At 29.7% G+C, this 24,903-nt stretch carries 24 protein-coding genes and 1 tRNA gene; 8 read left to right on the plus strand and 17 right to left on the minus strand.

What is annotated here, in order from left to right; translation table 11 throughout:
- Window positions 1-76 precede the first annotated feature (76 nt).
- The 10 genes from rpoC to rpmG all read right to left on the minus strand — a co-directional run bounded on the left by rpoC (window position 77) and on the right by rpmG (window position 11,499).
- Window positions 77-4,279, minus strand: coding sequence for a DNA-directed RNA polymerase subunit beta' (rpoC, locus tag KQ44_RS00845; protein ID WP_096735837.1), 4,203 nt, complete (start codon window positions 4,277-4,279; stop codon window positions 77-79).
- Between the two features lie 19 nt (window positions 4,280-4,298).
- On the minus strand, window positions 4,299-7,820 hold the full coding sequence (gene rpoB / locus KQ44_RS00850) for a DNA-directed RNA polymerase subunit beta (RefSeq protein ID WP_096735838.1): 3,522 nt from the start codon (window positions 7,818-7,820) through the stop codon (window positions 4,299-4,301).
- Window positions 7,821-7,952: 132 nt separating this feature from the next.
- Window positions 7,953-8,339, minus strand: a complete 387-nt coding sequence (gene rplL / locus KQ44_RS00855) for a 50S ribosomal protein L7/L12 (RefSeq protein ID WP_013114408.1) — start codon at window positions 8,337-8,339, stop codon at window positions 7,953-7,955.
- A gap of 61 nt (window positions 8,340-8,400) precedes the next feature.
- Window positions 8,401-8,925 (minus strand): 50S ribosomal protein L10, encoded by a 525-nt coding sequence (rplJ, locus tag KQ44_RS00860; protein ID WP_020004950.1) that lies wholly within the window; start codon window positions 8,923-8,925, stop codon window positions 8,401-8,403.
- 104 nt (window positions 8,926-9,029) lie between these two features.
- Complete coding sequence (rplA, locus tag KQ44_RS00865) at window positions 9,030-9,731, minus strand: 50S ribosomal protein L1 (RefSeq protein WP_013114406.1); 702 nt, start codon at window positions 9,729-9,731, stop codon at window positions 9,030-9,032.
- Window positions 9,732-9,806: 75 nt separating this feature from the next.
- A complete protein-coding gene (rplK, locus tag KQ44_RS00870; RefSeq protein WP_020004949.1) occupies window positions 9,807-10,229 on the minus strand; it encodes a 50S ribosomal protein L11 in 423 nt (140 codons plus the stop codon).
- A gap of 27 nt (window positions 10,230-10,256) precedes the next feature.
- A complete protein-coding gene (nusG, locus tag KQ44_RS00875) occupies window positions 10,257-10,844 on the minus strand; it encodes a transcription termination/antitermination protein NusG (RefSeq protein ID WP_096735839.1) in 588 nt (195 codons plus the stop codon).
- Window positions 10,845-10,849: 5 nt separating this feature from the next.
- Window positions 10,850-11,170, minus strand: coding sequence for a preprotein translocase subunit SecE (gene secE / locus KQ44_RS00880; protein WP_096735840.1), 321 nt, complete (start codon window positions 11,168-11,170; stop codon window positions 10,850-10,852).
- A 43-nt stretch (window positions 11,171-11,213) separates the two neighbouring features.
- Window positions 11,214-11,286: transfer RNA gene (locus KQ44_RS00885), tRNA-Trp, on the minus strand.
- Between the two features lie 36 nt (window positions 11,287-11,322).
- On the minus strand, window positions 11,323-11,499 hold the full coding sequence (rpmG, locus tag KQ44_RS00890; protein ID WP_008723772.1) for a 50S ribosomal protein L33: 177 nt from the start codon (window positions 11,497-11,499) through the stop codon (window positions 11,323-11,325).
- A gap of 211 nt (window positions 11,500-11,710) precedes the next feature.
- Here rpmG and KQ44_RS00895 point away from each other — a divergent pair, with 211 nt between their 5' ends.
- Window positions 11,711-12,070, plus strand: a complete 360-nt coding sequence (locus tag KQ44_RS00895; RefSeq protein WP_096735841.1) for a CidA/LrgA family protein — start codon at window positions 11,711-11,713, stop codon at window positions 12,068-12,070.
- 30 nt (window positions 12,071-12,100) lie between these two features.
- The gene (locus tag KQ44_RS00900) at window positions 12,101-12,811 is read left to right on the plus strand and encodes an LrgB family protein (RefSeq protein ID WP_096735842.1); all 711 of its coding nucleotides are present in this window, start codon (window positions 12,101-12,103) and stop codon (window positions 12,809-12,811) included.
- A gap of 3 nt (window positions 12,812-12,814) precedes the next feature.
- Here KQ44_RS00900 and KQ44_RS00905 read toward each other — a convergent pair whose 3' ends face one another.
- Window positions 12,815-13,228 (minus strand): hypothetical protein, encoded by a 414-nt coding sequence (locus KQ44_RS00905; protein WP_096735843.1) that lies wholly within the window; start codon window positions 13,226-13,228, stop codon window positions 12,815-12,817.
- A gap of 26 nt (window positions 13,229-13,254) precedes the next feature.
- Window positions 13,255-13,479 (minus strand): hypothetical protein, encoded by a 225-nt coding sequence (locus tag KQ44_RS00910; RefSeq protein ID WP_096735844.1) that lies wholly within the window; start codon window positions 13,477-13,479, stop codon window positions 13,255-13,257.
- Between the two features lie 185 nt (window positions 13,480-13,664).
- On the opposite strand from KQ44_RS00910, the gene KQ44_RS15345 reads away from it, so the two are divergent.
- Together KQ44_RS15345 and KQ44_RS15350 are read left to right on the plus strand one after the other, a co-directional pair.
- On the plus strand, window positions 13,665-14,333 hold the full coding sequence (locus KQ44_RS15345) for an ATP phosphoribosyltransferase regulatory subunit (protein ID WP_276307023.1): 669 nt from the start codon (window positions 13,665-13,667) through the stop codon (window positions 14,331-14,333).
- Window positions 14,309-14,776, plus strand: coding sequence for an ATP phosphoribosyltransferase regulatory subunit (locus tag KQ44_RS15350; protein ID WP_276307024.1), 468 nt, complete (start codon window positions 14,309-14,311; stop codon window positions 14,774-14,776). Before KQ44_RS15345 ends, KQ44_RS15350 begins: the two co-directional genes overlap by 25 nt.
- Before the next feature lie 3 nt (window positions 14,777-14,779).
- Here KQ44_RS15350 and KQ44_RS14365 read toward each other — a convergent pair whose 3' ends face one another.
- Together KQ44_RS14365 and KQ44_RS00920 are read right to left on the minus strand one after the other, a co-directional pair.
- Entirely contained in the window at window positions 14,780-14,923 is a 144-nt protein-coding gene (locus KQ44_RS14365) for a hypothetical protein (RefSeq protein ID WP_168171243.1), read from the minus strand.
- A gap of 539 nt (window positions 14,924-15,462) precedes the next feature.
- A complete protein-coding gene (locus KQ44_RS00920; protein WP_096735845.1) occupies window positions 15,463-16,464 on the minus strand; it encodes an FAD:protein FMN transferase in 1,002 nt (333 codons plus the stop codon).
- A gap of 406 nt (window positions 16,465-16,870) precedes the next feature.
- Here KQ44_RS00920 and KQ44_RS00925 point away from each other — a divergent pair, with 406 nt between their 5' ends.
- From KQ44_RS00925 to hisD, 3 genes are all read left to right on the plus strand, one after another.
- Complete coding sequence (locus tag KQ44_RS00925) at window positions 16,871-17,302, plus strand: PepSY-like domain-containing protein (RefSeq protein WP_096735846.1); 432 nt, start codon at window positions 16,871-16,873, stop codon at window positions 17,300-17,302.
- A gap of 344 nt (window positions 17,303-17,646) precedes the next feature.
- Entirely contained in the window at window positions 17,647-18,267 is a 621-nt protein-coding gene (hisG, locus tag KQ44_RS00930; RefSeq protein ID WP_096735847.1) for an ATP phosphoribosyltransferase, read from the plus strand.
- Window positions 18,268-18,279: 12 nt separating this feature from the next.
- Entirely contained in the window at window positions 18,280-19,554 is a 1,275-nt protein-coding gene (hisD, locus tag KQ44_RS00935; RefSeq protein WP_096735848.1) for a histidinol dehydrogenase, read from the plus strand.
- A 571-nt stretch (window positions 19,555-20,125) separates the two neighbouring features.
- On the opposite strand, the gene KQ44_RS00940 is transcribed toward hisD, so the two are convergent.
- Both KQ44_RS00940 and KQ44_RS00945 read right to left on the minus strand, forming a co-directional pair.
- Window positions 20,126-21,283, minus strand: coding sequence for a phosphopentomutase (locus tag KQ44_RS00940; RefSeq protein WP_096735849.1), 1,158 nt, complete (start codon window positions 21,281-21,283; stop codon window positions 20,126-20,128).
- Window positions 21,284-21,392: 109 nt separating this feature from the next.
- Window positions 21,393-22,154, minus strand: coding sequence for a glucosamine-6-phosphate deaminase (locus KQ44_RS00945; RefSeq protein WP_096735850.1), 762 nt, complete (start codon window positions 22,152-22,154; stop codon window positions 21,393-21,395).
- A gap of 180 nt (window positions 22,155-22,334) precedes the next feature.
- Here KQ44_RS00945 and KQ44_RS00950 point away from each other — a divergent pair, with 180 nt between their 5' ends.
- Entirely contained in the window at window positions 22,335-22,994 is a 660-nt protein-coding gene (locus KQ44_RS00950) for an HAD family phosphatase (RefSeq protein WP_096735851.1), read from the plus strand.
- An 82-nt stretch (window positions 22,995-23,076) separates the two neighbouring features.
- Here KQ44_RS00950 and glyA read toward each other — a convergent pair whose 3' ends face one another.
- Complete coding sequence (gene glyA / locus KQ44_RS00955; protein ID WP_096735852.1) at window positions 23,077-24,477, minus strand: serine hydroxymethyltransferase; 1,401 nt, start codon at window positions 24,475-24,477, stop codon at window positions 23,077-23,079.
- Between the last annotated feature and the right edge of the window lie 426 nt (window positions 24,478-24,903).

A 24,903-nucleotide genomic window follows, 5' to 3' on the forward strand; every position in this document is an offset into this window, starting at 1 on the left:
CTTTATTATTTGAATATACTAAGCATTATAAAAAGAGGTTCTCATATTATAATGAAAACCTCTTTAATTAAATTATTTATACGGTTATTTGCATAACCTCTTCTTCTTTATCGGTAGTTTCCACAGTATCTTTTTTATCTAAATCTCCGCTATTTTTGTTATAGACATGCAATTTATTATATAATTTAACACCAGTACCTGCAGGTATCAAATGACCTATAATAACATTTTCTTTAAGCCCTAGAAGTTTATCAACTTTTCCTTTAATAGCAGCATTAGTTAAAACTTTAGTAGTTTCTTGGAAAGAAGCAGAAGATATAAAGCTTTCAGTATTTAAAGCAGCCTTAGTTAATCCTAAAAGTACTGGCTTACCGCTTGCAGGAGAACCGCCAGCTTCTTCATAGCGTTTATTTTCTTCTTCAAACTCATATTTATCTACATACTGACCTACAATATATTTGGTATCGCCTGGATCGGTAATTTCAAGTCTTCTTAACATCTGTCTTATAATGAGTGCAAAGTGCTTATCATTAATGCCTACACCCTGCTGCTTATATACACCCTGAATCTCTTCAAGCAAATAAGTCTGTAAAGCCAAATCTCCCTGAGTTTCTAATATGTCATGAGGATTTATTTTACCAGCACATAACTGAGTACCAGTTTTTACATAGTCTCCGTTTCTTACAAGAAGCATTTTACCATGAGGAACTAAATGTTTAGTTTCATCAAATTCATTTCTGATTTTAACTACTTTTTTACCCTTATGAGAACCACCTATTTCAACCTCGCCGTCAATACCTGCAATAATAGCAGTATCTTTAGGTTTCTGAGCTTCAAGTAATTCCTGTACTCTAGGAAGACCTCCAGTAATATCCCTACTTTTTTGCTGTATACGAGTAGTTTTGGCTATAACTTCCCCTATTTCAACTTTTTGGTTATTTTCAACCATAAGCTGAGCACCATTAGGTATATCTGTTTCAAAAGGATCACCCTCGCCTGTAATTAATATCTTAGGCTGCATACTGGCATCTTTAAACTCTTGAATGATATTGGTTACGTTTCCAGTCTGTTCGTCTATGGATTCAACTAAAGTTCTTCCAGGGATAATATCCTGCCATCTTACAATACCTGATTTTTCAGAGATAATAGGTTCATTATAAGTATCAAAGCTAGCTATAACAGTATTAGGTTCTATGAATACATGTTCATCAACTTTATACTCACTTCCCACTTTAATAGCAAGAGAGTGTTTTACTCCTGTAATCATCACATATTTATCATCATCAGTAACTATCAAAGTACCATTATGAGTAGCTTTTATTTCATTTCCGTCTTTAGTATTGGCAATAACGTCTCCTATAAGAACTTTAGAATTATTTTCAACTAGTAATTCTTTTATAGTATTTTTCTCAAATTTTTCAAGTACACGTCTTATAACCAAATCACCCTTTCTAGCAGTAATTTTTACACCATTAGGCTGAACAACATAATTTGAGAATTGTTCTATATATATAGGATAATTAACTTTAACTTCATTTTCTTCAACCATCTGAGTAGCAACACCACCGATGTGGAAAGTTCTCATTGTAAGCTGAGTACCCGGCTGACCAATACTTTGAGCAGCAACAACACCAACGGCCTCTCCAATAGAAGCAAGATTATTAGTAGATAAACTTCTTCCATAACATTTCTGACAAACACCCATTCTACTTTCACAAGTAAGAGGATGTCTTATTCTTATTTTTTCTATGCCAGCTTTTTCTATAATATCCCCAATCTCTTCAGTAATTTCAGTATTAGCAGGGCAAATAAGCTCTTTAGTAACTGGATGATAAATATATTCATTACTGAAGAAACCAACTATACGGTTTTTAAGAGGGTCAATAATTTCATCCCCAGATTTTATAGCTTCTATTTCAATACCTTTAACAGTACCGCAGTCATGCTCAGAAACAACAACCCCAATAGCAACATCTACTAATCTTCTAGTAAGATAACCAGCATTAGAAGTTTTTAATGCTGTATCGGCAAGACCTTTTCTAGCACCGTGTGTAGAAATAAAGTATTCTTGTACAGTAAGACCTTCTTTAAAGTTAGATATAATAGGAAGCTCAATAATTTCACCAGAAGGTTTAGCCATAAGTCCTCTCATACTAGCAAGCTGTCTTATCTGCTGCTTAGAACCTCTAGCTCCTGAGTCTGCCATTATATACACTGGATTAAATCCGTCTTGGTCTTGTCTTAAATTATCCATCATAGCTTCAGTTATTTTACCTTCAACAGTAGTCCAAAGGTCGATAACTTTCTGTTTTTTCTCATCTGTAGTAATAACACCATTTTGATATTGATTTTCAATAAACTCTACCTGTTTAGTAGCCTCTTCTATCTCATGCTTTTTCATTGGAGGTATAAGTATATCAGCTATAGAAATAGTAGAAGCAAATACAGTAGCACTTTTATATCCAAGTTCTTTGATATCATCAAGCATATTAACTGTTACAGCTGTACCATGTTTTAAATATACTTCATGAATAAATTTAGCTAAATCTTTACTGTTAAAATCTCTGTTTTGAAATCTAAAATCTTCTGGAATAACTTCATTAAATTTTAATCTTCCAACAGAAGTTTCAAGGAATTGTTCCTCCCCATCTTTATTTTTCATCAAGACTTTAATTCTAGCCTCAAGCTCAACCAAATTATTGTCATAGGCAAGAAGAGCATCTTTAGGAGAAGAGAATATTTTTCCCTCACCTTTAATTCCAGTTCTTAATTTAGTTAAATAACTAATACCAAGTACTATATCCTGAGTAGGGTTAACAATAGGTTCTCCGTTTGCAGGGTTTAATATATTATGAGGAGCAAGCATCAAAGTCCAAGCCTCAATCTGAGCCTCAGCAGAAAGCGGAGTGTGAACTGCCATCTGGTCGCCATCAAAGTCAGCATTATAAGCATGACAAACTAATGGGTGAAGCTGAATAGCCTTTCCTTCAACAAGTACTGGTTCAAATGCCTGAATACCAAGTCTGTGAAGTGTAGGTGCTCTGTTTAATAGAACAGGATGCTCTTTAGCTATTTCTTCTAATACACCCCAAACTTCTTCTCTGCCCTCTTCTACAAATCTTTTTGCCGATTTTATATTATGAGCTGAATTAATTTCAACTAATTTTTTCATAATAAATGGTTTGAATAATTCAACAGCCATTTTTTTAGGAAGACCGCATTGATGCATTTTAAGTCTAGGACCAGCAACAATAACAGAACGACCTGAATAGTCAACACGTTTACCCAAAAGGTTTTGTCTGAAACGTCCCTGCTTACCTTTAAGCATATCAGAAAGCGATTTTAAAGGTCTGTTACCAGGTCCCTTAACTACTTTTTTACGTCTGCTATTATCAAATAAAGCATCAACAGCCTCCTGAAGCATTCTTTTTTCATTTCTTATGATAATATCAGGTGCTCTTAACACTAATAATCTTCTTAAACGTATATTTCTATTAATAACTCTTCTATATAGATCATTCAAGTCTGAAGTAGCGAAACGTCCGCCGTCAAGCTGAACCATAGGTCTTAAATCTGGAGGAATTACAGGCACTACATCAAGTATCATCCAAGTAGGATCATTTCCGCTAGCCTTAAAGTCTTCAAAGATTTCAAGACGCTTTCTTAAACGTCTGTCGCTCTTCTCCCCTTTTTTAATCATCTCTTCTCTGAGCTTTCTAATCTCTTCGTCCATATCAAGGTCTTTAAGCATATCTCGTATGCCCTCAGCACCTATACCTATTCTTATGTTATCGCCGTATCTATCTAAAGCCTCATTATATTCATCTTCAGTTAAAAGATCGCCTTTTGAATATGCACTATCGCCTGCATCAATAACAACGTATCTTTCAAAATAAAGTACACTTCTTAAATGAGCAATATTCATATTAAGAAGAAGTCCTATTCTTGAAGGTGTGTTTCTATAATACCAAATATGAGCAACAGGAGCAGCCAATTCTATATGCCCCATTCTCTCACGTCTTACCTTAAAATGAGTAACTTCAACACCGCATTTATCGCAAACTACACCTTTATAACGAATACTTTTAAACTTACCGCAGTAACATTCATATTCTTTAGTAGTTCCGAATATCTTTTCACAAAAAAGTCCGTCTCTTTCAGGTCTTAAAGTTCTATAGTTGATAGTTTCAGGTTTTTTTACCTCACCATAACTCCATTCTCTCATAACCTGAGGACTTGCTATACTAATTTTTATTTGGTCAAAGTTTGAAAATTGCATATACTTAAACTTCTCCTAATTATTTAAAAATCTGTGTTTTCTTTTTAGTTTTTTGTCTAAGCTCTTTTTCAGTAGAAGGAAGCTGATTGCCCTCTTCATCATGAATAGTAATATTAAGACCCAAACCTCTAAGCTCCTGAACTAATACATTAAAGCTTTCTGGTATACCCGGAGAAGATATAACATCACCTTTAACAATAGATTCATATATTCTAGCACGTCCTGTCATATCATCTGATTTAACAGTTAAGAACTCTTGAAGCATATTTGCAGCTCCATAAGCCTCTAATGCCCAAACTTCCATCTCTCCTAAACGCTGACCTCCAAACTGAGATTTACCTCCCAAAGGCTGCTGAGTAACAAGTGAGTAAGGACCTGTACTTCTAGCATGTACTTTATCTTCAACCAAGTGGTTAAGTTTAAGCATGTACATATATCCTACAGCTACTTCATTTTTGAAAGGCTCTCCTGTTCTTCCATCATAAAGTCTAACCTTTCCATTAGGATTCATACCGCTTGTAACAAATGCTTCTCTCAAAGCCTCTTCTTTTGGTCCTTCAAATACTGGACAAGCATATTTAAGTCCCATTTTATGACCAGACCAACCGAGTAACATCTCAATTACCTGACCTATATTCATACGTGAAGGTACACCTAATGGGTTAAGACATATATCTACTGGAGTGCCGTCTTCCAAGAAAGGCATATCCTCTATAGGCATAATTCTAGCAACAACCCCTTTGTTACCGTGACGACCTGCCATTTTATCGCCTTCCTGTATTATACGTTTTTTAGCTAAAAATACTTTTACTACTTCCTCAACTCCCGGCTTCAATTCATCTCCGTTTTCTCTGCTGTATACTCTTACATCTATAACAGTACCCTCTTTACCATGAGGAACTCTTAAAGAAGTATCTTTTACATCTCTTGCTTTTTCACCGAATATTGAGTGAAGAAGTCTGTATTCTGGAGTTATTTCAGTTTCACCTTTTGGTGTTACTTTACCTACTAATATATCTCCTGCTTTTACCTTAGCACCTATTCTTACAATACCTCTTTCATCTAGGTTTTTGAAAGCTGAATCTGATACATTAGGTATATCTCTAGTAATGTTTTCTTTATCTAATTTTGTTTCGCGTGCTTCTACAGAAAACTCTTCTATATGAATGGAAGTAAATACATCTTCCTGAACTAATCTTCTGCTTAAAAGTATAGCGTCCTCAAAGTTGTATCCTTCAAAAATCATGAAAGCAGCTAAAACATTTCTTCCAAGTGCTAACTCACCATGGTCAGTTGCAGGTCCGTCAGCTAGAAGTCCCCCAGCCTTAACTACATCTCCCACATTTACTACAGGTCTTTGGTGATAATTAGTATCTTGGTTAGTTCTTTGATATTTTACCAATTCATAAACATCAAAATCATCATCACTGTTTTGTTTTGTAGGTTTAATTATGATTTCATCATGTACAACTTTTATAACCTTTCCTGCTCTTTTTGCATGAACTGCTATTCCAGTACCAGGCTGACAAATTTTTGCCTCTACACCTGTTCCCACTATAGGAGCTTCTGGATAAAGCAAAGGAACACTTTGACGCTGCATGTTTGAACCCATCAAAGCTCTGTTAGCATCGTCATGCTCTAAGAATGGTATTAATGAACTTGAAAGAGAAACTATTTGCTGAGGTGAAACGTCCATATACTGAACCTGATCTGGTGAAGAATATGGGAATTCACTTCTGTATCTTGTTGATATAAGATTTTCTTTAAATGTTCCATCTTCATTTAAAGGAGCATTAGCATCAGCAATATGGTATCTCTCCTCATCATGTGCTGTTAAGTATTCTATTTCATCTGTTACTTTTCCGTCAATTACTTTTCTGTATGGAGTTTCTAAAAATCCATGTTTATTAATCTTAGCATAAGTAGCAAGTGAAACTATAAGTCCGATATTTGGTCCTTCTGGTGTTTCAATAGGACATATTTTACCATAGTGAGTATGGTGTACGTCTCTTACTTCAAAACCTGCTCTGTCTCTAGTAAGACCGCCCGGACCTAATGCGTTTAATCTTCTTTTATGTGTAATCTCTGATAATGGATTGTTCTGATCCATGAACTGAGATAATTGGCTTGTACCGTAAAACTCTTTTATTACAGCCTGTATAAGTTTAATGCTTACAAGAGACTGAGGAGTTACTGCTTCCATATCCTGCATCTGCATTCTTTCTTTGGCTATACGCTCCATTCTAGTAAATCCAGCTTTTATTTGTATAGCAAGCAATTCTCCTACGCTTCTTACACGTCTGTTTCCTAAGTGATCTATATCATCTAACTGTTCTTCATTAATAAATACTTTTATTAAAAAACGAATAGTCTCTATTATATCTTTATGCCTTAAAACTTTATCCTGTTCGCTTTCAGGGAAGTTTAATCTTTTATTGATTTTATAACGTCCTACATCACCCAAGGCATATAATTTAGGATCAAATACCAAATCATTACAAGTTCTTACAACGTTTTCTATTAAGGCAGGTTCACCTGGTCTTATAACATTGTATATTTTTGTACATGCTTCTTCTTGATTTTTTGTAGTATCTTTATCTAAAGTATTAATTATAGTAACATTATCTTTTATTGCTTCCATATTTAATACTGATATTTCTTTAATTCCACTCATTAAAAGTCTTTCAGCAAGGTTTGTATTGATAAGTTCACCAGGGTTTAATATAATTTCATCTGGGTTTTCTGTATCAAATACTGTAGAATAAGAACGTCTTCCTATTAGGGCTTCTTTCTTTTCATCATCTGAAAGTTTTTCTAACGATATATTATCTACTTCATAAAATAATTTCAAAATTTCTTCATTAGTTGTGATACCAATAGCTCTCAAAAATACTGTAACAGGAAGTTTTTTCTTTCTGTCTATTCTGACATACATAATATCTTTTTTGGTATCAAGTTCAAATTCAAGCCAAGTACCTCTATCTGGAATGATTTTTGCTACAAACATAGCATCTCTGTCGCTTCTATTGAAAACAACACCAGGAGATCTGTGAATTTGAGAAACTACAACACGTTCAGCACCATTAATTATAAATGTGCCTCTATCTGTCATAGCAGGTATATCACCTACAAAAATTTCTTGTTCTATAATTCTTTCTGGGTCTCTTACAGTTAATTGAACTTTTATTTTAAAAGGATAAGCGTAAGTTTTATCTCTTCTTCTAGCTTCTTTTTCTGTAATTTTAGGCTCTCCTATAGAATAGGAGATGAATTCTATCTGCATTTTCTCATTGGAAGCCACTATAGGAAATATAGAAGTTAATACTTCTTGCAATCCTTCATTTTTTCTTTTATTTTCAGGTACATCCTTTTGAAGGAAGCTCTCGTATGACTCTTTCTGTATAGCGAGGAGATCAGGAGGTTCTATTACGGAAGCGGAACGTGAAAAGTTTACACGTCCATTTTCTATCCTATATTTCTTTGCGAACTCTACCCCTCGTTCTGGATATACTTTATTATCTATCTGAATGTTATTGGCCATATTAAAAGATCTCCACAATTAAACGCTTTTTATAATTGAATTGACAAAAACAGTAATAAGAAGGGTACAAGCGTATCATACCCTTCTTAATATTTAAATCATTAAATGTTAATGATATATTTACAAAAATAATTATTTAACTTCAACTTTACCGCCTGCAGCTTCCAATTGTTTTTTGATTGCTGCTGCTTCATCTTTAGAAACACCTGATTTAATAGTTTCTCCGCCTTTTTCTACTGCATCTTTAGCTTCTTTTAATCCTAAGCCACTAACTGCTCTAACTTCTTTAATAAGAGCAATTTTTTTATCAGCTTCAAAACCTGTAAGAATGATATCAAATTCATTTTTTTCTTCTTCTGCTGGAGCTGCTGCACCGCCTGCTGGAGCTGCTGCTACTGCTGCAACTGGCATAGCTGCTGTTACATTAAATTTTTCTTTAATAGCTTCTACTAATTCATGAAGCTCGATAACTTTCATTTCTTCTATTGCTTGTAATATTTCTTCTTTACTTAAAGCCATTGTTTATCTCCTTAAATATTGTTTAATAATTTTCTTTAGTTTTTAATAATTTTTCAGCATATTAAGCTGATTTCTTCTTTTCTTCTTCAACACTGTCAAGCACATAAGCAAGCTCTGATATAATGCTTTGCAAACTGTTTGCAAAACTTGATATAGGAGACTCGAGTGCTGTAACAAGATGAGAAAGCAAAACTTCTCTTGGCGGAATATTTGCTACAACCTGTACTTGTGCTGGGTCAAGTAAATCTTCACCCATATAGCCGCCTTTAATTTTTATTTTGTCATTTTTCTTAGATGCTTCGCTTATTACTTTAGCTGCACCTGGTACATCTTCCTTAGCAAATACTACTGCTGTAGGATTGACAAACATTTCATCTTTTACTTCTCTGCCTAACTCTTTTAAAGCAATATCAACTAAAGAGTTTTTACATATTTTCATTGAAGAAGAAGTCTTAGCTAGTTCACGTCTTAAATCTGTGAGCTGAGATACTGTTACTCCTCTGTAATCGAAGAACACCAATCCTGCACAGCCGCCAATACTTTCTTTAAGAAATGATACTGTTTCAATGTTTTTCTTATTAGGCATACTACCACCTCTATTATATTAAACCATTTCATTCTAACTATTCATATAATGGGATCACAAAATATGACTTCGCTAAAAACAAAACAGGCTTATCGCTAAATTAATTACATTTTGATTTTTTTATGATCTATTTTTATACCTACACCCATTGTAGATGTTACACCTACTGCTTTAATGTATTCACCTTTCAAATCTGTAGGTTTTTTTCTTAAAATCTCATCATAGAATGCTTTGAAATTTTCATTTAATTGAGAAGCATTCATAGAAGCCTTACCAATACCCATTCTCACTATACCATTTTTATCAGCTCTGTATTCCATCCTTCCAGCTTTGAAACTTTTTACAGCCTGAGCTATATCAAGTGTAACTGTTCCTGTTTTTGGGTTAGGCATAAGACCTTTTCTTCCGAGAATTTGTCCTAATTTACCTACTTCTTTCATCAAATCTGGTGTAGAAATAGCAACATCAAAGTCAGTATATCCGCCTTTAACTTTATCTATTAAATCTTCAAAACCAACTTCCATAGCTCCTGCTGCTTTTGCCTCATCAGCTTTCTCACCTTGAGCAAATACTACTACTCTTTTTTCTTTACCAAATGCATTTGGGAATGATAATGTATCTCTTATTGAGTGTTTTGGTAATATATTAAGGTTTATTGTTACCTCAATAGTTTCATCAAATTTACAGGTAGCGTTTTTCTTAGCTAAATCAATAGCCTCTTCTACTGAATAGAGTTTTAATCTCTCTACTTGCTTACGTATAGCGTCGTAACGTTTGCCACCTATTTTCTTTTCTTTTGTTGCCATAATTATTTTCTTCCTTTACTTTCAAACGTCTACTTCCATTTATCCAAATTAATAAATGGTATGCCTATTAAAATATTATTCTACTTTTATACCCATAGCACGAGCTGTACCCGCAACTATCTTTTTAGCTGCTTCTATATCATTAGCTGACATATAAGCCATTTTTTCCTGAGCTATTTCTTCAAGCTGCTTTTGATTGATCGTAGCAACCTTAGTTTTATTAGGCTCCCCAGAACCTTTTTCTATGCCCAATTTTTTCTTAATCAAAGTAGAAGTAGATGTACCTTTAGTAACAAATGTATAGGTTTTATCTTCATACACTGTTATATAGGTATTTAATATTTGCCCTTTCATTTTAGAAGTTTTAGCATTAAAATCTTTAACGAAAGCGGCTATTTGTATCTGCTTCTGACCCAATGCTGGTCCTAATGGTGGAGCAGGTGTTGCCTCTCCGCCCGGTATGCGAACCTTTACAATACCAACTACTCTTTTAGCCATTTTTACTACCTCTTGATTTATTTATTTTTATAATTTCTTTACTTTACTAAACTCTAATTCTGTAGGAGTACTTCTGCCAAATATTTCTATTTTCACAGTTACTTTTCCCTTATCAGAATTAATATTCTCTATAACTCCATTCAAACCATTGAAAGGCCCGTCTATTACCTGAACCTTTTCACCTATATCAAATTCCATTCCTATAATTTCATTTATTTCTGTTTTAGATTTCTCATCTCTATTTTCAAATATACGAGCAACATCTGCCTCACTTAAAGGAGTAGGTATTATATTACCTTCTTCCTTAGTTGTAGCATGACTGCCTATAAAGCCTGCAACACCAGGAGTACGTCTAACCATAGACTGTGTTGCATCATTCATAACCATCTTTACTAAAACATAGCCCGGATAAAAAAATTCTTCTTTAGATACTTTCTTTCCATTTTTTGTAGAAGTTACAGTTTCAGAAGGTATATATATATCAACTATTAAATCAGACATGCCATTTTCTTTAGCCCTTTTCTCTATACGTTCACGAACTTTATTTTCATAACCATGCTGAGTATGAACTATATACCATTTATAATCTTTTATATCAGCCATTTCTTCAGACATATTTTTCACCTATTATATCTATTTTTTCTCATGTAGCGAATAGCAAAATATATTACAAACAAAACAACTACAGCCAATACCAACACCAATGTAATTTTTGAAGATATCAAACCACCTAAAATAGAACCGTCCAACAAAGCCCTAACCACAAATGTCACAACATAGTCAGCAGCACCCAAAAAAATAGAAGCTGCTATAAGCAAAATTATCACCACAACTGTTTGATTTATAACATCTTGACGAGTAGGCCATACACTTCTTTCAAAAAGCTCTTTCTTAATTTCTTGTATAGAATTCAAAAAACTATTTTTCTTTTTATCTGCCATAAAGCTTACCTTAAATTATTTTTTTTAATAATTAAGAATCATTCAGGTCAGACAGGAGTCGAACCTGCAACACCCGGTTTTGGAGACCGGTGCTCTACCAATTGAACTACTGACCCAAAATTTATAAATATATCCTCTTTAAAAAGAATTATTTATCTTGATACTTTTAATTCCTTATGAATTGTATGTTTTTTATCATGAGGACAATATTTTTTTAGCTCTAATTTTTCTGGTACATTTTGTTTATTTTTAGTTGTTATATAATTTTTTCTTTTACATTCTGTACATTGAAGATGTATTTGTTCGGTTTTTACTTTAGCACCTGCCATTGTTAGCTCCTCAAATTTATATCACCTATAATTTACAAGGTATCCTATTATATACCTAAAAATAATTTATGTCAATAACTAAATACAAAAATAATGTTTTATATAAAACTATAAAAACATTATTTTTAATAGTATTAAACTATTGAAAAACAGATAAGATATATATATAATTTATAGCAAATTTTTTTATTTTAAAAACGGAAAATTAAATATGAAACTCATTAAACAATTTACAATCATTTTTTCTATATACTCTATCGCTGATATTTTAAGCAAAACATTGAAACTTCCAATACCAGGTAATGTAATAGGAATGATACTTCTATTTATACTGCTTATGCTTGGAATAGTAAAAGAAAATCACATAGATGAAGCAAGCGATATATTAATAGCAAACATGTCAATGCTTTTTATACCGGGTACTTTAGCTATAATGGACGAATACAAATATGTAAAAGATGAAATTATACCTTTTGTAATCATATGTGTATTTATGGTAGTTGTTATTATGGCGGCTACTGGATTATCTGCACAAATACTCGAAAAATTATTATCAAAATTAAGAAAATAGTATAATACTAAATTAGTCAGGAGATCAATTATGAAAGAACTATTTATACAAAATCCTATAATACCAATAGTAATGACTCTAATAGCATACATTATATCATACACAATATATATAAAAACTAAACTTCCTATACTAACCCCGCTAGTAACTAGTGTAATATTAGTTGGTTTTTCTCTATACTTTATGAAAGTACCATATAATGTATACAATGAAAGCGGCGGTAAATTTATAAACGCTCTTGTAGGACCTGCAACTGTAGTTTTAGCCCTCCCTATATATAGAAACCTACCTATACTTAAAGCAAATCTAGCTGTTATATTAATAAGCATAGCAATAGGAAGCTCTATAGGAATAACTGGTATATTTATATCAGCAAAATTACTCGGTATATCTGAAGAGTTATTCCCTTCTCTATTAACAAAATCAGTTACAACTGCAATTGCTGTAGATATTACTGCAAATATGGGAGGAATGAGATCTATTACTGTTTTATCGGTTATTATTTCAGGAGTGGTTGGTGCTATAATCGCTCCATTTGTATGCAAAATATTTAAAATAAAATCGCCTCTAGCTATAGGGCTTGCAATAGGAACATCTTCGCATGCTGTGGGAACAAGTAAGGCTATAGAAATAGGAGAAACAGAAGGAGCTATGTCTGGACTTGCTATAGGAGTTGCTGGAGCTTTAACTGTTGTACTTCTTCCTATTCTTTATAAACTGCTTTTAATGATATGGGCTTAAATACTATCTTATATTAGATTCCATAATATTTACTATATCATTATTTCTAAAATACACATTGAATGTATTTTCATCATCGCCGCATTCTACTCTTGATTCTATACTGCCGTCTTCATTTATTTTTATCAGTATTTTATATATATCTATATTATTATACCAATCATCATCTACATCTTTAAACATAAAGTCTCCATAGGCATTTTTAAGCTCCTCTCTTGAGTCTGATAATATATTAACATGAGATTTCAAATTATTAATAATATCTTCAAGTTTCCAAACTTTATGTATACCTATATCAAATAATGTTTCCAAATGTTTGCCAAAAACTTTCATAGGTTTAAATACTTTATACAACTCCCAATCATCTTCTTTTATATTAGCATCTTCTACATCAACTAAATCTTCCATATTTATCATAAATTATCTCCAAAAAATATATTTTATCAGTCTATTTTTTTATTAACTATATAAAGTAAAGGCAAAGCAATACCTGAAAATATTATTATGCTGTAAAAAAGCCCTTCAACATCCAAATAATATTTGTAGCCAATAAAAGCTGATTCTTTTCTAAAAGGAGTTGGTTTACTGTCGCCATCTGGTCCTTTGCATTCCTGCTCTGAAAATAATACTATAAACATAAATGATAATATAAATAAATATTTCTTCATAAAATAATCTCTTTTTTATATATAAAATTTTAGTATATTAAAAAAAATTAATAAGTCAACACTTAATTTTTATTGTTGTAAAATTTATTTAAATAAATATTTTTAATTACTGTATATGGTTATTTTTTTATTTTTAGATTATAATATTTTTCAAAATAATCTTAAAAAAAGAAGAAATAAATATCATGAATGAAAATACTATAGTTTCTAAATTAACAAAAATATATGAAGAGTACGGATATAAAAAAATAAAATTAAGCAAATTTGAAGATTATAATTTATATAATAATTATAAAGATTTTCTTCAAACAGAACATATATTAACATTTATGAATCTAAATGGAAATCTTCAGTCATTAAGACCAGATGTTACATTATCTATAGTTAAAAAAGTTCTAAAAGATAATGATAAATACACAAAAAAGTTATACTACATAGAAGATATTTATAAAATAGATGAAGTTTCAAATGAGTATGAAGAAATACAACAAGTAGGCGTTGAAATAATAGGAACTTTAACTAAATATTCAAATTTAGAAATTATAAGTATGGCAATAGATAGTTTAAAATCAATCAATAAAGAATATATACTCGAAATATCAAGCATAGATTTTATGTCTGCTTTAATAGATGAGCTTAACCTAGATGAAGATAAAAAATTAGAAATTCTTAAATTAATATACAACAAAAATAAACATGATTTAGAAAAAACATTAATATCAAATAATATAGACGATAAATTAAAAAGCTATATTATATCATTAATAGATATGTCTGGAAATTATAAAGAAGTATTAGAAAAAATAGAAAATATAATAATAAACGAAAAATGCAGCAGGCATATGATGAATTAAAAAGCCTATTAGTGGTATTTGAAAACTATAATAACTTTGAAAATATACTCTTAGATTTTTCTATAGAAAGCAAATTAGGATATTATAATGGTATAATTTTTAAAGGATATATAAAAGGAAATAATGATGCTGTACTTTCTGGAGGAAGATACGATAAATTATTAGACAAATTCAATGCTCATACACAAAATAAAAATAAAAAAAATGCAATAGGCTTTGCAGTTTATATGGATAAATTATACAAAAAAAATACAGAAAAAAATGAGTATGACTTTGATATATTAATACTATATAAAAGCGGTGATGAAAAAGAATTATTGAATAAAGTACATAGTTTTATAAGAGAAGGAAAGAAAGTGAGAACAGATATGTATACTGATGAATATAATACTGAATATAATTATAAACAAAAATACATATTTGATAATAATACTCTAGTATAATTATTAATTAACTTTATTTTTATTATCAAACAATACTATTCTTGTAACTGTAGGATTAAGTTTTACTATTGTTCCATCATCAAGTTTATGTTCGGTTAACATATTATTAGTTTTTTTTAAATTTAATTTTTTTACTTTTTTATGCATATAATCCCCCCTTTATTTAAAAGTATATAAATAATAATATGATTGTCAAGAAAATATGAAAAAATATTATTTTATCAAGTTTTTAACACATTATCAAACATTATTAGAAAATAAAATAATAGAATATTAATTAAAAATATAAACACTTTTCTTCACATTATATTTAATCATAAGTAAATTTACCTTACTCTTATAAAATTATACTTAATTTTATATATAAACAACTCTTATATATAAAAAGTGAAATTTATAAGCAATTAAAATCGGACTTTTTTGCAAAACTATTCTATATTATTTATAGTGATTAAAATATATTATTTTCAAATTTAAAACTTATCTTTACCTGCAAATGCTAATGTTATATTTTAGTCTAAATTTTATAATTTATTCTCAAATATAATTAATACAATTTGATAATCATTTTAATACTTGCACTTTCGCGAAGCGTGCCGACGAAGTCTTACTACGACCGAAGGAAGTACCATTAGGTATAGTGTCGGAAGCAACTCTTCCAAAAGTTTAATAAAAAATTTATAAACTTAAAAATTTTCATTAGTTACAATATAAAGCTCTCCTTCTGGAGTTACTATATAAGCCTCTTTATATTTAAAAGCTTCATTTGTGAAAAAGTTAGTACCCATCAAAAATGCAGTAGTAGATAATGCATCCGCCTCTTCAGCATTGGTATGTACTATTGTAGCAGATATACTATTATAGGTAGGGTACCCTATTTCAGCATCTATTATATGATGATAATTAGTACCGTCCTGAGTAAAATATCTTTCATAATCGCCGCTTGTAACTATAGTACAATTTGTAGCTTCTAGTAATCCTAAATAACCGTCAGCATCATTTCTAGGATTTCTTATCGCTATAACCCAAGGATTGCCCTTACTATTTATTCCGTTAGCATATGTATCTCCGCCATAATCTATTAAATAATTTTTTATATTATTTTTAGCAAATACATCTTTTAATTTTTCTATTATATATCCTTTTCCATATGATCCGAAATCAAATGTTAATGGCTTTGATAATTTTAACATTTTTTTACCATCATCATTTGTTATTATACTCAAAGCTGAATAATCTATGTATGACAAGGCCTTATCTATATCTTCTTTTAATGGAACAGTTTGATTTTCTTTAACGCCAAATCCCCAAAGCTCTATTAAGGGTCTTATACTTATATCAAATGAAGAGCTTAATTTAGAATATCTCAAACCTGTTTCAAATATATGTGCAAGCTCATCAGATACTGCTATATTAGTTTCACCGCCTAAACTTTCTTTATTTATTTTAGCTATTTCAGAATTAACATTATATGGATTTAATATATTATCTATTCTGTTAATCTCATTTGTAATATCCTGTGTTAACTTACTCATAACTTTATCAGAAGTTTGTGCCGTTATATTGAGTATTGTATCACTTATTATTAGAGTTGTTCTTATGTATTTATCTCTGCTTCTGTAAAAAGAAATCGCTATTATTAATGCTAATGCTATTATAGGTATAGCAAAATAAATCTTATTTTTCATAAATAAATCCGTACATTTTTTATTTAATAAAACACTTATTAAAAATGATTGTAAAAATGATATTTTTAATCTCATTATTTATAAAATAGATTTGTTTTAAAACTTAATTAATAAAAATTATACTATTTTATTTTTTAGTATTTTGTAATTTTATATTTAATCTTGTCAAGTATTTTTGAAACAAGTATAATTATATAAAGTAAAGAATATTTACTAGCATATATAAAAGTTTAATATATATTTTTATATAATGTTTGATATGTAGTGTATATTAATAAAAAAATAATTATTCTGTAAAAAAATTGTAAAAATAAAGTAAATTCTATTGACATTAATAGCTTTTCTGCTATACTTATAATTGTAAAGATAATTTACAGGGTATTAATAGAAATTAAGGAGATTAAATATGACTAAAAAATTATTTGCTTTATTAATAACATTAACAGTAATTTCGACTTCAAGTCTTTTTGCTGATTGGGTAGTACCTGCTTCTGCACTTCCACAAAGAGCAAGAACATTTATAAAAAGAGTTTATCCTCAGGCACAAATATGGAAAGTGGAGAGAGATGGAGGAAAATTTGAAGTTAAATTATCAAACGGAGCTTCTATAGACTTTTCAGCTAACGGAACTTGGCTTAATATAGACGGAGAATATAACGGAGTACCTATGAGCGTATTGCCTCAGGCAGTTGCCAATACAGTAAGAAGATCTTATCCTCAGGCTAGAATGATAGATGTAGAGAAAGAATGGGGTAATTATAAAATAAAACTTAATAATATGATGGAATTATTCGTATCAGCTAATGGACAGTTAATGGGACAAAAATGGGACGATTAAAACAAGGTTTATGAAAGAATAGCGGTTTATGAAAAATACTAAAAAAAGAGATGTTTTCTTAAGCATCTCTTTTTATATTTAACATTTAAAATTATTATTAGTAAACTGCTCAAGCAGTTCTATTAATTTTTTATTGTATTAGTATTTCCGCCACAAAAAATCCAATAAAAAACATTACACTTGTAATCAACTGTAATATAAAGATTTTAGTAACAAGTTTCTTATAAATCCAACCAATAATTATTAAAATAGTTTAGAAACAACTCTATTACTATTTGAAAAAATGTTCCTTATACATTATAATATTTTTTAAATAATTTTATAATATAAAAAAGAATATGAATATGATTAATATAGCATTACCTAAAGGAAGATTAGTAAATAAAGTGTATACTCTGTTTGAAAAAATAGGATATGAAAACAAAGAACTATTGGAAGATAACAGAAAATTAGTATTTGAAAATAAGGATAAAAATGTAAGATACCTTATAGTAAAGCCATCAGATGTCGGAATATATGTTGAGAAAGGAGTTGCTGATATTGGTATTGTAGGAAAAGATATACTTCTTGAAAATAATCATGATGTATATGAGCTTCTTGATTTGAAATTTGGAAAATGTAAGGTTTGTATGGCTTCTGTCAACGGATATAAAGAAGATATTGAGAGAAGATTAAGGGTTGCTACAAAGTATGTTAATATATCAAAAAATTATTTTAATTCTATAAACAGAGACGTTGAGATAATAAAATTAAACGGCTCTATTGAATTAGCCCCTATACTCAATTTATCTGATGTGATAGTTGATATAGTAGAGACTGGAAGCACTTTAAGAGAAAATAACCTTGTAGTTATAAAAGATATTATTGATTATATAAGTGCAAGGCTAATAGTTAATAAAGTAAGCTATAAGTTTAAAAATGATTTAATAAAAAAAATAGTAAAAAATATAGAAGAAGTTTTATAAGGAATTAGTATTATGATAAAAGTAATTAATTATAAAGAATGCCAATCATTAGATGATATATTATTAAGAAGTCAATTTAGCTATGATGATGTTAATGAAAAGGTAAAAGCAATACTTGAAGATGTTAAACAAAACGGAGATAATGCTTTAAAAAAGTATGCTGAAATGTTTGATAATGCTAAAATAGATAATTTAAAAGTAACAGAAAAAGAGATAGAAGAAGCATATAATAGAGTTGATGAAAAGTTTAAAGAAACATTAAAACTAGCTTATAACAATATAGAAAAATTCCATAAAAAACAATTAAAAAACAGTTTTATAACCAATGAAGAAGACGGCATTGTTATGGGTCAGATTGTAAACCCTATAGAAAAAGTAGGTGTTTATATACCGGGCGGCACAGCAGTTTATCCTTCAACAGTGCTTATGAATGTTATACCTGCAAAAGTAGCTGGAGTAAGCGAAATAATATTAGTATCACCTCCAAACAAAGAAGGAAAAATTAATGATAATATACTTGCTGCAGCAAAAATAGCTGGAGTAAATAAAGTATTTAAAACAGGAGGAGCTCAGGCAATAGCGGCTTTAAGTTACGGTACAGAGTCTATACCAAAAGTATATAAAATAGTAGGACCAGGAAATATATATGTTGCTATGGCTAAAAGACTTGTATATGGAGAAGTGTCTATAGATATGGTGGCAGGACCAAGTGAAGTATTAATAATAGCAGATGAAACTGCAAATCCAATACATATAGCCTCTGATATGCTTGCACAAGCTGAACATGATAAATTAGCTTCAAGCATATTAATCACAACAAGTAAAAATATATCAGAAAAAGTAAAAGAAGAATTATATAAACAATTAGAAAAATTAAGCCGTAGGGATATAGCGATAGAATCTATAGAAAATAACGGCAGAATAATATTAACTGAAACTATAGATGAAGCAGTATATATAAGCAATGAAATAGCTCCAGAGCATTTGGAGATAAGTATAAAAGATCCTTTCTCTGTATTAAGCAAAATAAAAAATGCAGGGTCAATATTTTTGGGTGATTATACTCCTGAAGCATTGGGAGATTATTTATCAGGTGCTAATCATGTAATACCTACAAGCGGAACAGCTAAGTTTGCATCTCCATTATCAGTAGATGACTTTATAAAAAAATCTTATATAACCTACTACACTAAAGAAGCATTAGAAAAAGTGAAAGACAATATAATTAACTTTGCAGAGCATGAAAGTTTAGAAGCACATGCCAATTCTGTAAAAGTAAGGTTTTAACATATATGAACTTTAATATAATAATTTACATAAATATATAAATAAAAATTTGCCATATTATTTTTTGAAAAAAGAAATAAGGAATATTTAGTTTGGGAGTTTAGATTTAAAGATATGAATAATTATAATAGTATTTATCTATATAAAGAAGCAAAATATGTTATTAAGTAATAATAATAAAAATTTTTAAGTTTTATAGTTTATTATTGCTCTTTCTAGTTAATGTAGACTTTATCAAATATGCAAAAGTACAAATATATTAATATTAATAACTGGAGATAGTTTTTCCTCAGTTATTAAATGATATTAAACTTGTTTCAAAAGTACTTGATAAGATTATATATAAAAATTTAACAATTTATCAATCATAAAAATAATGTTTTACATGTTATATAAATTATTATATTAGCATGTAAATATGCAGTATTTTTGCTTCTTTGGGGCACCACCGAGTAGGTGCCTATTCGGCAAAAGAAGTGTGGTCTGGGGCAAAGCCCCAGTTATAAAAATACTAAAAATCAAAACAGTATAAATATTTCTTAATTTAGTTTTGAAACAAGTCTATTGACAATTACAAGAAACAGCCTTCTAATTTTGTACACCCTAGAAGATGTTTTTCTATTGAAGCGGCTATTGATACAAATGAATCTTTCTCTCCTATATTAATATTCTTTTTTAAATTTTTTCCATATGCTAATATAGGAATATACTCCCTTGTATGATCACTTCCTTTATATGTAGGATCGCATCCATGGTCTGCTGTTATAATAAATAAATCATCATCATTCAAATTATCAGTCATCTCTGGTATATATTTATCAAACTCTTCCAAAGCATTTTTATATCCTTTAGTATCTCTTCTATGACCATAAAGCATATCAAAATCAACCAAATTGGTAAATATTAATCCTTCATTAATTTCCTTAATAGCTTTTATAGTTTTTTCTATGCCGTCAAGATTATTTTTATTTGTGAGTCTGTTTTCGGTAATGCCCACTCCTGCAAATATATCGCTTGTTTTTCCTATTCCGACAACTGGAAGATTATGATTTTTTAATCTATCAAGCATAGTTTCTCCGCTTGGAGGCACAGAATAATCATGTCTTCTTTCTGTTCTTTTATAACTGCCTTTAGTTCCTATATAAGGACGAGCTATAACTCTTGCTACAGGTGAATATTCATTACATATTTCAAGAGCTTTTTTGCATATACTATATAATTCATCTATAGATATTATATCTTCATGAGCTGCAATTTGAAGTACAGAATCTGCAGAAGTGTATACTATCAAAGCACCGTCTTTTAATTGTTCGTCTGCATAATCATCTATTACTTCAGTTCCAGAATAAGGTTTATTACATACTACCCTTCTTTTTGAAAACTCTTCTATATTTTTTATAGTAATTTCTGGAAAACCATTAGGATATGTATTAAAAGGCTTTTCCGAAACAAGTCCTGCTATTTCCCAATGTCCTGTAGTAGTATCCTTTGCCTTAGAAGTTTCCATAGCCTTTCCATAATATCCTAAAGCATTATTATTTTTGGCAACTCCCTTTATATCTATAATATTCCCAAGTCCCATTTGCTCCATATTAGGAAGACTTATTCCGCCTTCAGCTTCGGCTAAATGAGCAAGTGTATTAACTCCTTCATCACCAAATAGAGCTGCATCAGGCAAAGCACCTACTCCGCAGCTGTCTACCACTATTAAAACAGCTTTCTTTTTCATATACAAAATCCTATACTTAAATTTATATATCTATATAACCATTTTCAAAGAATAATATAAAAAGGACAGCATTATAAGCTGCCCTAAATTATAAGTATTATTTTTTTAATTATTTTTTATTAGCTTTTTTCTCTTTAAGTTCTGGTATAGCGTCAGCCAATTCCTGATCTATAACAACAACTACATCATTATGAAGTTTTAAAAATGTAACAGGACATTTAGTAGTAATTTTATCATTAGTTAAAAGCTCTTTCATAGCGGAAGCCTTTCCTTTACCGATAGCAGCTATAACTATTTTTTTAGCTTTTAATATTCCTCCCATACCCATACTGAATGCTTCTTTAGGAACATCTTTTTCTGAGGCAAAAAATCTTGAATTAGCTTTTATAGTTTTTTCATTGAGTTTGACACACAAAGCATTTGCATGCAAAACTTCATCAGGCTCATTAAATGCTATATGACCATTAGGACCTACTCCTAATAATTGTATATCTCTAGGAAATTTTTCTATTTTTTTATTGAAATCATCTAATATTTTTTCTTTTTCACCTATACCGCTTGGAACAAAAGTATTTTTCTTATCAATATTAACATGGTCAAATAAATTTTTATTCATAAAATATCTATAGCTTTGTTCATTTTTTGGGTCTAATCCTTTATACTCATCTAAGTTTACAGACTTAACATTTTTAAAATCTATTTCTTTTTTCTCATAGGCTTTTATTAGATAAGGATACACAGCCTCAGCAGTACCTCCTGTAGCAAGACCTAAAACTGCATCTTTTTTTACCTTTAGTAAATTAATGATTTCTGCGGCTGTTTTTTTTCCTACTCCTTTAGCATCTTTTGCAATAATTAATTTTAAACCCATAATATATACTCCTTAAAAATTTGGATTATCATATTTTTCATAAAATAGCCTACTAAAAGAATTATAACACATATGTAATTTATTATCAAACAATACAAATTTTTTATTAATTTTTTATCTTGATTTTGATATAAATAAATATACAATTCTTGATAACAAAAATCGCTTAAGGAAAATTCTATGAATACTATAAAAATAAAAGGAGCTATATTTGATTTTGACGGTACTTTAGTTGACAGCGAAAGTTTATATACAAAAGCACTAATTCATACTGCATCCGAAATGAATACACTTAAAGACTTTGATTTCAAATCATTGGCTGGATATCAAACTAATGATATATATAATTTTCTAAAAAATAACGGATACTATGTACCTGATAATTTTTTTAAAGAGGCAGAAGTTTATTTTCATGAAATAATAGAAACAGATTTGGAAACATTTGATGGTGTTATTGAAACATTGGAAAGATTAAAAAGTATTGATATTGTTATAGCTTCAAACAGTAATATAGATTATGTAAAAAGAATGGCTGAAAAAAAATCTATAGCAAAATATATAAAAGACTATTCCTGTCATAATGAAAAACTAAGAGCAAAACCTGAAGCAGATTTATTTCTTAATGCTTTTGAACTTTTAAAAAAATATAACAATAATATAAAAAAAGAAGATGTAATAATATTTGAAGACAGTATTGCAGGAGTAATAGGAGCTAAAAAAACTGGTATAAAAACGGCTGCAATTACAAATACCTACAGCAAAGAAGAATTATTAAAAAATGGAGCTGATATTGCAGTAGATAGAATAGATAAAGTACTAGAATATATAGAACTTATATAAAAACGATTTAATAAAAAATAAAGGGAGGATTAAAAAATCACTCCCTTTTATTTACAATAATAAACCTACAATATATAAAAAATTACATCTCAGATATATATTTATACATTGGGAATTTTTTACATAAAGCAGCAACTTTTTTTGCCACAGAGTTTATCACTTTTTCATTATCACTATTACTTAAAACCTCATCAATATACTGAGTTAATTCCATAACATCTTTTTCTTTTAAACCTCTTGTAGTTATAGCAGGAGTACCAAGTCTTATACCGCTTGTAACCATTGGAGATTCTGTATCATAAGGTATACCGTTTTTATTTGTAGTGATATGTGCTTTATCTAAAACTGTTTCAGCAACTTGTCCTGTTATACCTTTAGATTTTTTTACATCAACTAATATTAAATGAGTATCTGTTCCGCCTGAAACTAATTCATATCCTTTTGATAAAAACATATTAGACATAGCTTCAGCATTTTTTAAAACCTGTTCCTGATATTTAACAAATTTAGGGTCTAATGCCTCTTTAAAACATACAGCTTTAGCAGCTATAACATGCATTAAAGGTCCGCCTTGTATACCCGGAAATATTGTTTTATCTACTTTTTTAGCTAAATCTTCTTCAGTAGAAATAATATATCCGCCCCTAGGTCCTCTCAAAGTTTTATGAGTAGTTCCAGTAACAAAATGGGCATGTTTAACAGGATTTGGGTGAAGTCCTGCTGCTACTAGTCCTGAAATATGTGCCATGTCTACCATTAACATAGCTCCAACCTCATCTGCTATCTCTCTAAACTTTTTAAAATCAATTACTCTAGGATAAGCACTTCCGCCTGCTACTATTAATTTAGGCTTAACTCTTTTGGCTATATCTCTTACTTCATCATAGTCAATCTGCATAGTATCTTTTCTAACACTGTAATGTTCAAAATTATATATCTTACCAGAAAAGTTTACATTTTTTCCATGAGTTAAATGTCCGCCTGCATCAAGAGATAAACCTAAACAAGTATCACCCGGCTGAAGTACAGCCATATAAACGCCCATATTAGCCTGAGAGCCAGAATGAGGCTGCACATTTATAAATGGTGCTTTAAATAGTTTTTTTGCTCTTTCTCTAGCTAAGTTTTCAACAATATCAACTTCACTGCATCCGCCATAATATCTTCTTGACGGATAGCCTTCAGCATATTTATTTGTAAATATTGAGCCCTGAGCTTCCATAACAGCACGTGAAACTATATTCTCACTTGCTATTAACTCAAAACCATTAACTTCCCTTTTATACTCATTTTTCATTGCAGCAAATATCTCTCTATCAGCTGTCTTTAATGGAACTTCTGATACATAATATTTTGGAGCAGGTATTTTTTTCTCTGCTGTTTTTACTGCTTTTTTACTAGCTGCAGTTTTTTTAGCTGCTGCAGTTTTCTTACTAGATTTTGACGAAGCTTTTTCTGCTGACTTTTTTTTAGATACAGCCATGTTTCCTCCAATGAATTTTTATTTACAGTAATGATATACTAATATAATTTTTTTTTCAATTATCATACATATCATATGTATATTTTTTTAACTTTTTATTATTTTTTTTCTACATTTAATTTTAATATTTAAACTCAATTAATTAAAAAAATTAGCGAAATTATATTTTATATATTGATTTTTTTATTTTAAATGTTAGAATATACTAACAAATTATATAACTATACTAACAATTTTAAAAACAGGATTTCTTTAATGAGAATAAAAACTATAATATATTTAATTATAATAACTATTATAACAAATAAAGCATACTCCTATAATTCAAAAGAAATTAATAATTTTTATAATAATTATTACTCTTCAAGCTATAATATAAAAGAAATAGAAAATAATAATTCAAAAACATTTCAAAATATATATGCT

This window comes from Brachyspira sp. G79, assembly GCF_002379365.1.
In the GTDB taxonomy this organism is placed as follows: domain Bacteria; phylum Spirochaetota; class Brachyspiria; order Brachyspirales; family Brachyspiraceae; genus Brachyspira.